This window comes from Nocardioides sp. (assembly GCF_024509035.1).
Taxonomy (GTDB): Bacteria; Actinomycetota; Actinomycetes; order Propionibacteriales; family Nocardioidaceae; genus Nocardioides.
Window position 1 is genome coordinate 1 of the sequence record NZ_JANINT010000355.1, and the last position, 948, is coordinate 948.

2 protein-coding genes and 1 pseudogene are annotated in these 948 nt (G+C 74.2%); 1 reads left to right on the top strand and 2 read right to left on the bottom strand.

The features are described from left to right. Nucleotides 1–493: LysR family substrate-binding domain-containing protein (locus Q0L15_RS21225; RefSeq protein WP_296606734.1), on the top strand; the 493-nt coding region annotated here is incomplete at its 5' end. 11 nt (nt 494–504) lie between these two features. Here Q0L15_RS21225 and Q0L15_RS21230 read toward each other — a convergent pair. Together Q0L15_RS21230 and Q0L15_RS25065 are read right to left on the bottom strand one after the other, a co-directional pair. Beyond that, nucleotides 505–696 (bottom strand): hypothetical protein, encoded by a 192-nt coding sequence (locus Q0L15_RS21230; protein ID WP_296606737.1) that lies wholly within the window; start codon nt 694–696, stop codon nt 505–507. Between the two features lie 150 nt (nt 697–846). Then, a pseudogene (locus Q0L15_RS25065) lies at nt 847–948 on the bottom strand (4-carboxymuconolactone decarboxylase); the annotation flags it as partial.

Sequence of the window (948 nt, forward strand, 5' to 3'; positions counted from 1 at the left end):
CGAGCTGCTGTCCCCGCAGCTGGCCGCCGGCCTGGCCGACCGCACCTACGACCTCGCGCTGCTGCGACCGGGCGAGCCCGGCGTGGACGCCCGGGTGCTGCGCACCGAGCGGCTGGTCGCCGTCCTGCCGGCCCAGCACCCGCTGGCCGGGCGCCGCCGGATCGGCCTGGCGCGGCTGCGGGACGAGCCGTTCGTGATGCACCCGTCCGGGCACCGGTCGTCGATGCACGCGCGAGTGCTGGACGCGTGCGCCGCCGCGGGCTTCGAGCCCGATCCGGTGCTCGAGGTCGCCGAGACCGCGACGCTGGTGGTGTTCGTCGCCGCGGGCCTCGGCGTGGCCCTGGTGCCCGAGCCGGTCCGCAGCCTCGGGCTCGAGGGCGTCGCCTACGTGGCGCTCACCGACGCGCCCACCATCGACCTGGCGCTCGCCGCGCGCGCCGACGCGTCACCGGCGGCCCGGCAGGTCGCCGCGATCGTGCAGCGGTGCGTCTAGCTCGCGCGGTCCTACCGCCCGTTGCCGTAGCCCTGGCTCCGGGTGGTGACGTCGTGCTGGTTCTTGGCCGCCGCCACCCCGGGGTCGCGCGTCGGCGCGTCCTGGCTGATGGTGCGACCGGGCGTGTTGCGGGTGCGGATCTGGTGCCACACCACCGCGACGACGAGCACGGCCGCTGCCGCGATCAGGATGTACGTGAACATGGAGGTTCCCCCGTTCGATCCGAGGACTCCAGCGTAGGGCCGCCGTCGCCGTTTCACCATGGGACGCGGTCGAGCCTGCACTGCCCATGGTGGGCCCGGCATGGGGAGTGCGGGTTCACCCACGGACCATGGTGAACCTGCGACAGACCCCTACAGCGCGCCCTCCTCGGACAGCACCTGCTGCGCGATCCGGAACGCGGTGTTCGCGTCGGGCACGCCGCAGTAGATCGCGCTCTGCAGCAGCACCTCCTT

Bases quoted from the DNA above. Each gene is read 5' to 3' on its own strand.
- Q0L15_RS21230 (WP_296606737.1), bottom strand. From the start codon at position 696: ATGTTCACGTACATCCTGATCGCGGCAGCGGCCGTGCTCGTCGTCGCG.